General features: G+C 49.7%; 13 protein-coding genes, 1 tRNA gene and 1 pseudogene. 10 read left to right on the top strand and 5 right to left on the bottom strand.

Annotated features, from left to right (window positions below; genetic code table 11):
• The first annotated feature begins 296 nt into the window (after positions 1-296).
• The 4 genes from HBA93_RS10300 to HBA93_RS10315 all read left to right on the top strand — a co-directional run bounded on the left by HBA93_RS10300 (position 297) and on the right by HBA93_RS10315 (position 3,023).
• A complete protein-coding gene (locus tag HBA93_RS10300; RefSeq protein ID WP_286201865.1) occupies positions 297-1,640 on the top strand; it encodes a hypothetical protein in 1,344 nt (447 codons plus the stop codon).
• Positions 1,641-1,652: 12 nt separating this feature from the next.
• Positions 1,653-1,979: a hypothetical protein gene (locus HBA93_RS10305; protein ID WP_221723224.1), complete on the top strand. Its 327-nt coding sequence runs from the start codon at positions 1,653-1,655 to the stop codon at positions 1,977-1,979.
• 1 nt (position 1,980) lies between these two features.
• Positions 1,981-2,613: a hypothetical protein gene (locus HBA93_RS10310; protein ID WP_221723225.1), complete on the top strand. Its 633-nt coding sequence runs from the start codon at positions 1,981-1,983 to the stop codon at positions 2,611-2,613.
• Positions 2,614-2,723: 110 nt separating this feature from the next.
• Positions 2,724-3,023, top strand: coding sequence for a hypothetical protein (locus HBA93_RS10315; RefSeq protein WP_286201866.1), 300 nt, complete (start codon positions 2,724-2,726; stop codon positions 3,021-3,023).
• A 21-nt stretch (positions 3,024-3,044) separates the two neighbouring features.
• Here the strand turns inward: HBA93_RS10315 and HBA93_RS10320 are convergent, their stop codons facing one another.
• Positions 3,045-3,854, bottom strand: a complete 810-nt coding sequence (locus HBA93_RS10320; protein WP_221723227.1) for a DUF4145 domain-containing protein — start codon at positions 3,852-3,854, stop codon at positions 3,045-3,047.
• A gap of 148 nt (positions 3,855-4,002) precedes the next feature.
• Positions 4,003-4,079, bottom strand: a tRNA-Met gene (locus HBA93_RS10325).
• Between the two features lie 171 nt (positions 4,080-4,250).
• Here HBA93_RS10325 and HBA93_RS10330 point away from each other — a divergent pair.
• The 3 genes from HBA93_RS10330 (at position 4,251) to HBA93_RS10340 (ending at position 7,957) form a co-directional block, all read left to right on the top strand.
• Complete coding sequence (locus HBA93_RS10330) at positions 4,251-5,210, top strand: Gfo/Idh/MocA family protein (RefSeq protein ID WP_221723228.1); 960 nt, start codon at positions 4,251-4,253, stop codon at positions 5,208-5,210.
• A 361-nt stretch (positions 5,211-5,571) separates the two neighbouring features.
• Complete coding sequence (locus HBA93_RS10335; RefSeq protein ID WP_221723229.1) at positions 5,572-6,690, top strand: DegT/DnrJ/EryC1/StrS family aminotransferase; 1,119 nt, start codon at positions 5,572-5,574, stop codon at positions 6,688-6,690.
• Between the two features lie 181 nt (positions 6,691-6,871).
• On the top strand, positions 6,872-7,957 hold the full coding sequence (locus tag HBA93_RS10340) for a siderophore-interacting protein (protein ID WP_221723230.1): 1,086 nt from the start codon (positions 6,872-6,874) through the stop codon (positions 7,955-7,957).
• A 118-nt stretch (positions 7,958-8,075) separates the two neighbouring features.
• Here HBA93_RS10340 and HBA93_RS10345 read toward each other — a convergent pair whose 3' ends face one another.
• Both HBA93_RS10345 and HBA93_RS10350 read right to left on the bottom strand, forming a co-directional pair.
• Complete coding sequence (locus tag HBA93_RS10345; RefSeq protein WP_221723231.1) at positions 8,076-9,035, bottom strand: coiled-coil domain-containing protein; 960 nt, start codon at positions 9,033-9,035, stop codon at positions 8,076-8,078.
• Positions 9,036-9,232: 197 nt separating this feature from the next.
• Positions 9,233-9,817: a DUF1134 domain-containing protein gene (locus HBA93_RS10350; RefSeq protein ID WP_121991550.1), complete on the bottom strand. Its 585-nt coding sequence runs from the start codon at positions 9,815-9,817 to the stop codon at positions 9,233-9,235.
• 69 nt (positions 9,818-9,886) lie between these two features.
• Here HBA93_RS10350 and HBA93_RS10355 point away from each other — a divergent pair, with 69 nt between their 5' ends.
• Both HBA93_RS10355 and chpT read left to right on the top strand, forming a co-directional pair.
• Complete coding sequence (locus HBA93_RS10355) at positions 9,887-10,099, top strand: hypothetical protein (RefSeq protein WP_163026185.1); 213 nt, start codon at positions 9,887-9,889, stop codon at positions 10,097-10,099.
• Between the two features lie 235 nt (positions 10,100-10,334).
• Positions 10,335-10,961, top strand: a pseudogene (chpT, locus tag HBA93_RS10360) (histidine phosphotransferase ChpT); the annotation flags it as partial.
• A 224-nt stretch (positions 10,962-11,185) separates the two neighbouring features.
• On the opposite strand, the gene ctrA reads toward chpT, so the two are convergent.
• Positions 11,186-11,887: a response regulator transcription factor CtrA gene (gene ctrA / locus HBA93_RS10365; RefSeq protein ID WP_022709454.1), complete on the bottom strand. Its 702-nt coding sequence runs from the start codon at positions 11,885-11,887 to the stop codon at positions 11,186-11,188.
• 446 nt (positions 11,888-12,333) lie between these two features.
• Between ctrA and HBA93_RS10370 the strand changes: the two genes are divergently transcribed.
• Entirely contained in the window at positions 12,334-12,720 is a 387-nt protein-coding gene (locus HBA93_RS10370; protein WP_121991548.1) for a flagellar export protein FliJ, read from the top strand.
• Positions 12,721-12,850: the final 130 nt, after the last annotated feature.

Here is a 12,850-nt window from a genome sequence, read left to right on the forward strand (position 1 = left end):
GGAATATCGCCCGCTCAATTCGAACAGATAACCGCCGAAACGAGATAAAGAGGCGGAAATAAAACGGGACAAGTCCAGAGTGCGCTCAGTGAGCGTGACAGCCGCCAATACCTTGCGTGGAGCAATAGCCTGACGCGCACCCTGCGTGAGCTCGGTATCGGGAACCCTGCAACATCCAAACGAAAGCTTGATCAGATTTTAGCGGAGCGTAGCGCCGCATGAAGCCACGCGTCAGTATCCGAGAGGCTTTAGAAGATCCGCAGTTACTAGGCGGGGCATTACCCGGAGAGAGTTGGTTGCTTTGGCGTGTCCTTCTCATGGCGGCTATGGGGGAAGCTCTCACCGAAGATGAGCGCAAGCTGTTCGAGAGTGTCACAGGCCGTCCAGAGGCTCCGCATGAGCGTGTAGATGAGTTTTGGAACATCGTTGGGCGCCGTGGTGGTAAAACGCGTGCTGCCGGCACGCTGGGGGCTTATATTGCTGCGCTATGCGATTGGGGTGATTGTCTTGCCCCAGGGGAGCGCGGCGTGCTGCCGGTAATGGCTGCAAGCATGACGCAGGCTCAGCGAGCCTTTATGCATATCTCCGGTGTTCTGGAAAACTCACCTTCGCTTTGCGAGCTGATTGAGAATACTACGACAGAGACGATCAGTTTAAGCACCAGCGTTGATATTGAGATCCGGCCGGCGAACTTCAGGACTGTGCGCGGTATTACATCGGTAAGTGTTATCAGTGATGAAATTGCGTTCTGGCATATTGATGGCTCTAAAAATCCGGATGGAGAGATTTTAGAAGCGGTTCGGCCGTCACTGGCGACCACCGGTGGCATGCTTATTGTGATTAGCAGTCCTTATGCCCGTAAAGGTGAGCTGTATAAAACCTACCGGCAGAATTACGGCGCTGAAGGTGACCCGCTCATCTTGGTTTCGAAAGCCGCATCTAAAGTTTTGAACCCGACTTTGAGCGATAAGGTCATTGAGAGGGCATATAAACGCGATCCGGCCGTAGCAATGGCCGAGTATGGCGGCGAGTTCAGGACTGACGTTGAAGCTCTCATTACGCCGGAAGTCATAGAGCAATGCGTAGACTTCGGAGTGCGGGAACGGCCGTATTGTTCGGGTCAGCGATATTATGGCTTTGTTGATCCGTCCGGCGGGTCGGCCGATGCAATGACTTTGGCTATTGCTCATGCTGAAGGTGATCTGGCGGTTCTGGATCTGATCAGAGAGGTCAGGCCTCCGTTTTCTCCTGAGGCAGTAGCGAAGGAATTTAGCCTTACCCTGAAATCCTATGGCTTAAGCGCTGTCACCGGTGACCGGTATGGTGGGGAGTGGCCGCGTGAACGCTTCAAGGTTCACGGTATTTCTTATTTGCTTTCTGAAAAGACGCGCAGCGAGCTCTATCTGGATCTGGTGCCGGCAATGAATAGCGGCAGTGTGCGCCTTATCGAGAATTCACGCATGACAGATGAGCTGAGAGGGCTGGAACGCCGCGCATCGCGTGGAGGCAAAGACATCATTGATCATGCGCCAGGGCAGCATGACGATATTGCAAACGCCGCAGCCGGCGCTTTGTCCTTGGTTGGAAAGCCGTCCATTGCTGCAGCCATGTTTTTAACAAGTAGACATCGTAACAAATAAAGGATCCGGAAAATGAGAGTAGCAATCCATAATACAGTGCCCAAGACACAGCCGACTGAAGCAGAATGGGCTGAGCTGCAGGCGGAGGTCGGCAGAATAGAAGAAAAGCTTAAAGGGTTTTCCCGTGAGAAGATTGATGCGGCACTGTCTGAGGTTTTGCGTCCGTACCGAGCAGAGCTGGCATTGCGTGAGAAAGAGACGATGCAGAATGCCGGCATGCGTATCAATAGCGGTACGCAGGTTGCGAACTACAAGCTGCCAGAGGGCGGCAATGATGATCGTGTAGCTTATCAGGGCAATGTACGATTGGGTGCCTATCGTCTGCCGGAGGGCAATTGATATGTCGCAAGCTGATCTTACACAGACATTCAATCCGGAGAAATTCTGGCCAAAAGCGGATGCATGTCCGGACTGGCCACTATCGATCGGGAGCATTGTCAGTCATGGAGCTGGCAGCAAGCAGGCTGCTGAGAAGCGCTTAAGTTATATCAATAACTATCTTCATCAGGGCGTCGAACTTCATGCGCCGACAGCGAAGGAAGTTGAACAGATTAAAAGTGATTATTTTTCTCAGGGTAATCACGGCCAGCATTGGCTTGCTCTTGGGGTCTATGGTCTGACAGTTCGCCCAGGCACCCGCGATACGGCGGATTTGATTGTCGAGGCGCTGCATATTCGCGGCTATCTTCGAAAGCTGGAAGATCGGGAACGACGTAATCAGCAGTCGATTGATGATGAAAATACGTATCGCAATCGCCAGACGGTTGAGAGTTATAAGCGCTCGGTACCGGAGTGTGAAAGGCAGCTTGCAGAGCTGGCTGATGCCGAGGCGCGGCACAAGCAGCGACTTGAAGATGAAAAGGCTTTCAATAAGGCCGCCGATATTCGCCAATCGCTGAAATTTAGCAAGTCTGAAGCAGAACGTGCAGCTCATGCATTGGGTGAAACGCTGGCTGCAGGTTCGGTTCAATAGGTGCTCAGATGGCAAAAGGCCGGCTTGATAGTTTGATGGATCAGCTGGGTGTTCGGCTTGTGCCGACGCGCCGGCGCAGGGCGAGAGGTGAAAGTCACGCCAGAGGCACTATGAAAGCCATACGGGACGCACACGGTGAAGGGCATTTGATCTTTGTGGTGCGTACCATTAAGCAAAGTACCGGCAATATTGATGAGCTGTGGTCTGAGACTATCGGCGCCGTCTCAGACATTGTGATTCAACGGCCAGACTTAGCAGAACAGCGTGCCGGTGATTTTATGGCCGCATTTGACCAGATAAATCTTGCTGCGCTCCGTGGCCGTGCTCTGGCGCTAAGACCGTGGCCGGTCCGTGGGACACTGCGGACGTTGATACTCTCAAAGCTAGAGCAAAAAATGAAACAAGATTGAGCCGCCAAGACTACATTGAGATTACGTTGCCTCGATTTTCTTTTGGCGTTTTTTCCTGGCAGGAACCTTATCTTTAATTAAAGCCACTTTTTCAGCTGTCTTCTTCTCTTGTTCAGGTCGAACAAATCTATCGTTTATGAAATCTTCAAGAGCTCCCATCAATGCATTCAGCTCATCAAAAGATGGATCCCACCCACGATGTGCAGATGCATTTCCAGCGTTAATAAGTACATCGAGATTATCTTTTTGAGATGCAGTTATATAATTTTGTAGCAGCATTTGTTTCAATTTTTTATCAAATGGCTGTTCAGTATCAATTCCAAGAATTTCTGATGCAACGTCAAAAGTAGTCCGAATGCCTATCGCCGCCAATATGTTCAGATCATGATCTAATGCGGTATAAACCTGTAATAAGCAGGATTGAAAATCGGATGCGCGGTCATGTGTTATATAATTATGCATGACGTCAAACCAATTAGGCCGTTCTCTTTTAAATTGAGCCGGCCAATAATTAATAACTTCATCCTGATCATACTCGATATTTCCTGAACAATCATAGCCAATTGGATAGAAAGATTCGGAATCGCTAGAAACAGATTGGGCAAAAACGTGCTCGCAACCACGGCACACTAATAAATACCAGTTACGCCACCAATCTATTCCAGACCTAGAGTCGCTTTCATATTCGCGATGATGCCCTTTGATCTCGCAATGACGGTCACCTTTGCAGTTAGCACAAAATGCTTTTCTGGTTTTTATAATTGGTGCTTCTGTGGTCATCGCTTCCCTGTTCTTTTGCTGATTGATATAGAGAATTCTGGAGCCTGACATGTCGCATCCCATGTCGCATGGATTGGCCGTGGCTATGTGTAACTGCTTGAAATTTAACGAATCTAGTTTGCAGCACAATGCGACATATAATTTGTGCGATGTTCCAGATTTGTTTTTTATATCTATTTGATTTTATTGGAAGATTTGTTGGTAGCGGAGGACGGATTCGAACCGCCGACACAAGGATTATGATTCCTCTGCTCTAACCTACTGAGCTACTCCGCCCCACGATGCTTCAGAGCTTTTCAGCTGCTTCGCGAAGCAATGTTCTCGTTGGGAACGGGGGTCGTATAAGTCGGTATGCGCATAGCTGTCAAGCACTGTTATGCATTAATCGGTATTGAAATCCAACTTTTGCAAAGTTATTGAGTTTTCAACAAGCAAAGGCAGGAAAATATGGCACCGCGTATCGCAGTTCTCGGTTGTGGCTATTGGGGCAACAATCATATCCGTACTCTTAAAGGTCTGGGCGCACTCGTTGCTGTCAGTGACATTGATCCGGCGCGCTCCGCAAAATTTGCTGCGGATTATGATGTGGCGCAAATCAGTGTTGATGATCTTTTTGTTTCAAAAGATATCGACGCAATTGTTATGGCGCTGCCTGCGCAGTTTCATGCGCAATATGCTATCCGCGCAGTTGAACATGGCAAAGATGTTCTGGTTGAAAAGCCGATCGCTCTGACTGTTGCTGATGGCGAGGCCGCAGTACAAGCGGCTGAGAAACATGGCCGTATCTTTATGGTTGGCCATATTCTGCGTTTCCATCCGGCATTTGAGAAACTGCTGGAACTGGCACAAAACGGCGAGCTGGGCAAAATCGGCTATATTCAGGCGCATCGTATTGGTCTTGGCAAGTTCCACGGCCAGAATGATGCGCTGTGGGATCTTGCACCGCATGATCTGTCGATGATTCTGGCGCTGACCGGCTCTGAACCTTCTGCAGTGCGCGGTGAAGGTGCGGCCATGATCGATCATTTGAGCGATTTTGCTCATCTGCATATGGAATTCCCTGATGGTATCCGCAGCCATCTGTTCGCTTCACGCCTGAACCCGATCATGGATCGCCGTCTTGCTGTTGTCGGCGACAAGGCGATGGCTGTTTTTGACGATGCTGAGCCGTGGGAGCGCAAGCTGACCCTGTATCGTCATAAAGTCTGGCAGGAAAACGGGCAGATCGCATTCACTAAGGCTGATCCGGAATATGTGCCGGTACAAGAAGGCATGCCGCTGACCCGTGAACTGGAACATTTTATCCATTGCATTGAAACGCGTGAAACACCGCGCACCAATGGCGCAGAGGCCGTGAGTGTGTTGCGGATTTTGACCAAAGGCACTGTGAACCATCCGGTTCGCTAACCGGAATCACAGATATTTGAGATATCCGGCTCTTTGTCATGCTGACGGTACTGATAGATTGGCTCATAGTCTGAGGGGCTAAACGGGATAATCAGACTGTATCCATGTGGACAGACTGCAGGATACGAATAAAACAACGCGATTGAGCGGCTTTTCTGGTATAAGAACCGGCGAGCCGGTCTTCGCGACTGCTGTGCGGAACAAGGGAGACGCGATGTTCTGCCATTGCTTCAAGCTGTGTTACATTGTTTGCCAAACAGTGAAGAATGCACCATGGCGAAGTCTCTTATGAGGGACTACATACTACTCGATTCGCGGGTGCGCGCGTGCATGATGCGGATCAATCGATATTGGAGCCGACATGCAATTCATTGATCTTGTGAGCCAGCGCGCTCGCATTGAAGACCGTCTTAACGCTGCTGTTCTTAAAGTGGTCGCGGAAGGCAAGTATATTCTCGGACCTGAAGTTGCTGAGTTTGAGAAGCAGCTTGCCGATTATGTTGGCGTAAAACATGTTCTGGCCTGTGCCAATGGTACAGACGCATTGCAGATGCCGCTGATGGCTATGGGCGTCGGCCCCGGCGATGCAGTTTTCTGCCCGAGCTTTACCTTTGCAGCAACCGCTGAAGTGGTGGCGCTGGTTGGTGCGGAAGCAGTTTTTGTGGATGTCGAAGAAGACACCTACAATATGAATGTGGAACAGCTGCAGGCAGCAATTGATGCTGTGCGCAAAGAAGGCCGTCTGACACCAAAGGCGATCATTCCGGTTGATCTGTTCGGTCTGCCTGCTGATTACCGCGCCATTATGACAATTGCTGATAAAGAAGGCCTCAAGGTTATTTCCGATGCTGCCCAGTCGATCGGCGGTAAGCGTGATAATGCCATGTGCGGTTCTTTCGGTCATGTCGGTGCGACCAGTTTCTACCCTGCCAAGCCGCTCGGCTGCTATGGCGATGGTGGTGCGATTTTTACCAATGATGATGAGCTGAACGATGTTCTGCGCTCCATTCATTTCCACGGTAAAGGCGAAACCCAGTATGACAATGTGCGCATTGGTCTGAACTCCCGCCTGGATACAATTCAGGCTGCGGTTCTGCTGGAAAAAATGGCCATTCTCGAAGACGAAATGGAAACCCGTCAAAAGGTTGCTAATCGTTATGCAGAAGGTCTGGGAGATATTGTTAAGGTAACCCGTCCGGCTGCCGGTATCCGTTCCGCATGGGCACAGTATTCGATTGAAACCGAACGCCGTGATGAGCTGAAAGCCCATCTGCAGGCGAAGGGTATTCCTTCGGTTATCTATTATGTGAAGCCGCTGCATTTGCAGACTGCTTATAAGCATTACACGGTTGCACCAGGTGGTCTGCCGGTGTCTGAAGCTCTGCCGTCACGCATTCTCAGCCTGCCGATGCATGCCTACCTCTCCGAGGAAGATCAGGAGCGCGTTATCGCTGCGATTCGTGAGTTCCACGGTAAGTAACCGGAATTTTCCGCTTTCAGTTATGATCTTAAAGGCCGGATGGAAACATTCGGCCTTTTTGCTTTTTCAGACGAGCAGCAAGTATGGCTGTAAATTAAAATATGAATTGAAAATTCATATTATGGAGTGTTAGCTGCAGATAACCCGCCGGTTTTAACCGGCAGAGACTGCAGGAGAGATTATGAATAAACCTGTATTTATTGCGCAAACGGAAGTTTCCTCCGCGCAGGCAGAAACAATTTTCGAAAATTTGATGCGTGTCTATGGCGAACATTATGCTGTGAAGCGCACAGGGAATGAAGGTATAATTCCGCTGCTGATGGGCGTGGCAAAACTCAGGCTGGAGCATGAGCGTTTTACCGTAACCGCCGAGGCTGCCAATGAAAGCGATCTGTCTTATCTGAAATTTGCCGTCGCGGAAGGTATTGTCCACCATGCGGGTGCTGAAGCTCTGAGTTTTCGCTGGGAGGGCGACGGCGCAGGCGAGGGTAGTCTGCCACCGTTTTTCCGCGAAATGAAGGTCATTGCCGTGCGCAATATTACGCCGCATATGCGCCGGATAAGATTGCAGGGCGATGATCTGGGGCGCTATGCCAGTGGCGGGCTTCATATCCGCCTGATATTACCGCCTAAACCGCCGCTCAAACCGAAATGGCCTCATCTTGGTGCCGATGGTCGTCCGGTCTGGCCGGATGGTGAGCATCGTCTGCAAAACCGTGTCTATACAATCCGGACCATTGATGTTGAGCAGGGCTGGGTTGATATTGATATGGTCGTGCATCCCAGCACGATTGAGGCACCGGGAACAGAATGGGCCATGCAGGCGCAGACCGGTGATATTATCGGTATGACCGGCCCGGGGGGCGGGGATATGCCGGCGGGGGATGATTTTATCCTGATCGGTGACGAAACCGCTTTACCTGCTATTTCCCGTATTCTGGAAAGACTGCCGGCTACGGCATCGGCCATTGTCCGTATTGAAGTGGCCGACAGTGCGGAAGAGCAGCTACTGGAAACTCAGGCACAGCTTGATCTGAAATGGTTGCATCGTAACGGCGCGGAAGCCGGTACAACAACACTGCTGATTGATGCGGTAAAACAGGCTATGCCGGTGCAAAACGAAGGCCGTCGGTTGTTCGCATGGGCAGGCTGTGAATTTGATGCTTTTAAAGCTATTCGCGGTTTCTGGCGTAAAGACTGTGGTCTGAAACGCGATGATCATATGGCGGTTGCCTATTGGCGGCGTGGGGTTGCTGACGATCATTAAAAAGCCAGAGCGTGTCGCAATGTACCCATTTAGTTGCGACATGCTTTAACGCCAGCTGCATATGGCTCTGGTTTTGGCTGTGCGATTTTAAGGAAGGCTACTGTCCGATTAATTATTGTCAGATAGTGATCTTTTTAATGCGTCCTGCCAGGCTTTTCTGTTTTGACGCTTTTGTTTTTTTTGTGCTTTTGGCCGGAGCGGCCGGTTCTGTGTCCGGTTCTTTCAGCAATGCGTGGATAGGGGAGTTTCCACCTTCCTGTGCAGCTGTTCTGGCAACCATTTCAGCCGCGAGTTCACTGATGGTTTCCCGCAACTGATTGTCCTGCTCGCTCAGTGTCCGGCTTTCATTTTCAGCGGATTTTTCGCCGGAGCGCATCGTCTTGCTATGTCGTTCGAGTTTTTCCTGCGCATCTGAAAGTTCTGAAATCAGACGATGCAGTTTTTCTTCAAGCGCCTGATTACGCTGTTTCTCGCTTTCAAGAGATGTTTTCAATGATGCCACCTGAGAAGCCAGTTCTGACTTCAAGCTGTTAAGTTGTTTCTTTTCCTGCCGCAGATCGCCTGCTTCACGCCGCAACCGGTCTGCTTCGCTTTCACGGCGGGAGACCTCTTCACGCAACGTATCACTGAGATGGCTCAGGGCTTCGTTCTGACGTTGCATCCGGCCGTTTTCGTCAAATGCCGCCTGCTGTTTCTGCTGAAGCTTCTTCATCTGCTCCTGCGCAGCGTTTAAAGTCTGCCGGTCGTCTTTCTGTTGTATTCTGGCAATTTCAAGCTCTTGCTGCAAAGGCAGAATCTTCTCAATTTCATGACGATCCGTGCTGATTTTCAGCAATGCCTGTGAGTGCTTCCCGCGGATTTCCGAGGCCTGCATTTCTGCTTTTCGGAGCGCTGCGGCATGGGATGCACGCAGCATATCCCTGTCTGCTTCAATGGCTGTCAGCGAAAGCGGCAGCTGGGCATTCATCTGTTTTTGCCACAGATAATTTGCGCGTCGCCAGAACAATGGCGCTGCCAGCAAAATCAGAAAGACTGCGCATAAAAAGCCCAGCAGGAAAACCAGTACGGATTGTATCACGATCTGCCGATCTCCGGTGCTTTCAGATTATGACATGAATGCATGAAATTTAAATCATTCAGAGTGCATTCCGGTCTGATTTAACCGGATTACTGCTCTGTCCCTTTGACTGAATGCGCATCTGATCCGGAAAATATACGGGATGCATTTGGAAAAGAGAGAATTATCCAATTCTCTCTCCGGTCATATATTTGCGATCAGAACGGGTTCCATGTCGCGCTTGGTGTCAGCTTGAGATAGCCGATATTGACGCCGAGACGGCCACCGAGACCGGTACGGATCGGTACCAGCAGAATATTGCCGCGCTTCAGAACATTAAAACCTGCACCGGCAATAATATAGGCAGAGCCTGAAACACCCGCATAGCGCCCATAGAGCATGTTCACATCATCAAGATTGTAAACCAGCATCATGACGCGCGAGCCCTGACCGCCGAAATCCCAGCCAAGGGATGGCCCTTGCCAGTAGGTCTTATGATCGCCGGCATTTTTGGTATAGAGTGTGCCTTCACCATAAGTGAGGCCGCCTACAAAGGCGCCGGAGCCTTCTTCGCCCAGAATATACCCGTTTGGCAGGCCGTAACTCTGAAATGCTTTTTCAATGGCGGAGGCAATGCCGCCTGAGGTCGAGCCAAAAAAACGGTGGCCGGAGGCAACAATTTCCTCCATGCTGAAGCCTTCATTGGCTTTGGCCTGCTGCGGTATGACGCTTATCAGAGCCAGTAATCCTATTATGACCGATGCAATATGCACGCGGAAAGAGGACAGGTTTAGGGTAGCCATAAAAAAATCCTTCTGGCTGCTTGGCTCATTCTGTCTGACGGGAACAATGAACACCCTGAACAGGTGTTGTTGTCCGCATTTCCAAACATGCACAAACTATTGCTGCACATGCTTAAATCCCTGTCCGGAGCAGCAATTCTGCTGATTGCTTTATCCGGTATGTATCTTGCCGGAACAGCAGGATACGGTGGTTTGGCGAAATGGCTGTTTGATTTTTATAGCCTTCCGCACGGATATGACCCTTATTGTAGCGTCAAAAACCTTGTCGAATTGTTTATATGAAAAATTGTCCTTTCAATGGCTTAATGAAAAAGCATTAAAGCTGTTTTTGTCCTGTTATTTGGTAATCATTAAGCCTCTTGGCGCATAATCGCGGCACAAGGATGCCATGGCGTCCTGTTATCAGTTTATGTTCCGGTGATTCGCTTTGCGATGTGACAGATTTTGCCCGCAAAGCTGAGCCGGAACTTTGTCGAAGCCTGCCGGCAGGCAGATATGAAATTTGGAGATGCAATCAATGGCCTTGCCTGTTGTTCTTTCTGCGGTTGATCTCGGCGCATTGCTGTGCAGCCGCATTTGCCATGACATTATTTCACCGGTCGGTGCGATTAATAATGGTCTGGAATTATTGGAAGAGGGCGGTGCGGATGAAGATGCAATGGCGCTGATTGCTGCCAGTGCGCGTAATGCGTCTGCCCGTCTGCAATTTGCCCGTATCGCTTTCGGCGCTGCCGGTTCTGCCGGTGTGCAGATCGATACCGGTGATGCACAGAATGTTGCCACCGCCTATATGGCGAATGAAAAGCCTGAATTTACCTGGACCGGCAACCGCGCTTTCCTGCCTAAGAATCAGGTGAAGCTGCTGTTGAACCTGATCCTGATCGGCATTTCTTCCATTCCGCGGGGCGGTAATCTGGATGTGGTGCTGGAAGATGCGGAAACCGATCCGAAAATCAGCATTAAAACACGCGGTCGTATGCTGCGCGTTCCGCCGAAATTTAAGGAATTGCACGACGGTATTATTCCGGAAGAGGCTATTGATGCGCATTCAGTGCAGCCTTACTACACATTGTTGCTGGCACAGGAAGCCGGTATGGAAATCATTATTGATGTGAGCGAAGAAGAAATCGTCTTCCGTGCGCAGAAAGCAGAAGTTGAACCGGCTTTTCAGGGCGATGTGCCTGAAGCCGATGACGGTACACTTGCCGCAGATGCCGGTACGCTGGCTGACGATTAATCAGCTCTGACTATCAGTTAAACTTGAAAGCCGCGCAGTTTTGAATTGCGCGGCTTTTTAATATTTCTGACGATGGGCAATAAAAAACCCCGCAGAAGCGGGGCTTTTTGAAACCGGAATTGCATAAGAACTTATGCGATTTCGCGGTGATCCATGCTGTCCTGATCGCGCAGCACATAGCCACGACCCCAGACAGTTTCAATATAGTTCTGGCTGCCGGAAACAGCATCGAGCTTCTTGCGCAGTTTGCAGATGAAAACGTCGATGATTTTCAGTTCCGGTTCGTCCATGCCGCCATAGAGGTGGTTAAGGAACATTTCCTTGGTGAGGGTTGTACCCTTACGCAGAGAGAGCAGCTCCAGCATCTGATATTCTTTGCCGGTGAGGTGAACGCGCTGGCCGCCGACTTCAACAGTCTTGGCATCCAGATTAACGATCAGATCGCCGGTGGTGATCACGGACTGTGCATGGCCTTTCGAGCGACGAACGATTGCGTGAATACGGGCAATCAGCTCATCTTTATGGAAAGGTTTGGTCATATAGTCGTCAGCGCCGAAACCGAGGCCGCGAACCTTATCTTCAATGCCAGCCATACCGGACAGGATGAGGATAGGGGTTTTTACCTTGGACAGTCGCAATGTGCGCAGCACTTCATAACCTGACATATCCGGCAAGTTAAGATCGAGCAGAATGATATCATAGTCATAGAGCTTACCCAGATCGATGCCTTCTTCGCCCAGATCTGTCGTATAAACATTGAAGCTCTCTGACTTGAGCATCAACTCGATGCTTTGTGCGATTGCACTATCGTCTTCAATCAAAAGAACGCGCATCTTCAGAATCCTTTTTTCCGCCGCTTAACCTGATCCAGCAGTTAATTGCCTAACAGCACTCGCTTTGAACCAAGTCTGCCACTGAATGGTTAACAAAATATGATTCTCATTGGCAATAGTAAATATGAGTCTTATAGAATTTTCAGTTAACTAATTGAATTTACAGGATAATCACTTGAAAAATTTCTTAACAAATTAGTTTAAGAAATAGTTATAAGTGACTCATTGGATTCAAAGTTTTAATGTTGCTGAAAAAACACAGTTAATTTACCTAGCCTTAAGTCCTAACGGCTATGATTAACGCTGTACGTAAAGGAATGGTTACCAAAAGCCCGAAATCTTAATTTTTTGTTTCGAAATTAAGTGATTTCTTTGCGTAGAGGGTGGTCGCAGGCAGCAAGTGTTTAAAAATTGCCTGGGAACTTGGTGTTCAAGGAGTAATGCGTATGAAGCCACGTGAGAGTCTTGTCCGGCTGAAACTGTTTCAGGTTAAAGAAAAACGCCGGCAAATTGGTCAGCTGGACCTGATGATGGGCGAGTTTGAGCGGATGGCTGGTGAGCTTGATGCGCAAATCCAGTCTGAAGAGCGTAAAGCAGGGATTACGGATATCACGCATTTTGCTTATCCGACCTTTGCCAAAGCTGCCCGACAACGCCGTGACAATCTTTTTGATTCGATCCGCGACCTGACCGCCCAGAAAGAAGCCGCCGAAGCCGAGCTTCTGGAAGCCGAAGCCGATCTCTCCCGCGCCGAAGCACTGGAAACCCGTGATGGCAAGCTCAAAGAGATTGAAGAGGCCCCAGTCTACGATCGTCGTGTCATGATCGGCTGATATTTCGGTCTGGATTTCGGCTCTGATGGCCTGCAAATGGCAACTTTCTCCGCTTCCGATGCTCACGTACTATCAGTACGCTGTGCTTCGGTGCTCGAAAATCACCATTTTCGTCACATCATAGCCAAAA

The organism is Ochrobactrum sp. SFR4, from assembly GCF_019730395.1.
In the GTDB taxonomy this organism is placed as follows: Bacteria; Pseudomonadota; Alphaproteobacteria; order Rhizobiales; family Rhizobiaceae; genus Pseudochrobactrum.